Below are 248 nucleotides of genomic sequence, written 5' to 3' on the forward strand. Positions count from 1 at the left end.
GCCTGTAGCTCAGCTGGTTAGAGCACCGTGTTGATAACGCGGGGGTCGGCAGTTCAAGTCTGCCCAGGCCTACCATTATTAATGTAGGTGAAAGAGCCCTAAGTAAATCCCCTTTAAGGGATTTCCTCTTGCGCTCGGATCAAAGCGATGCTTTGATTGCATCCTCGCTCAGGGGCCATAGCTCAGTTGGTAGAGCGCCTGCCTTGCACGCAGGAGGTCAACGGTTCGACTCCGTTTGGCTCCACCAT

The 248-nt window shown here is 54.0% G+C and carries 1 tRNA gene; it reads left to right on the forward strand.

From position 1 onward, the window contains the following. Positions 1-171 precede the first annotated feature (171 nt). Positions 172-247: transfer RNA gene (locus AAEY80_RS14765), tRNA-Ala, on the forward strand. Position 248 lies beyond the last annotated feature (1 nt).

It is taken from the genome of Psychrobacter sp. 78a-MNA-CIBAN-0178, from assembly GCF_040309625.1.
In the GTDB taxonomy this organism is placed as follows: Bacteria; Pseudomonadota; Gammaproteobacteria; order Pseudomonadales; family Moraxellaceae; genus Psychrobacter; species Psychrobacter okhotskensis.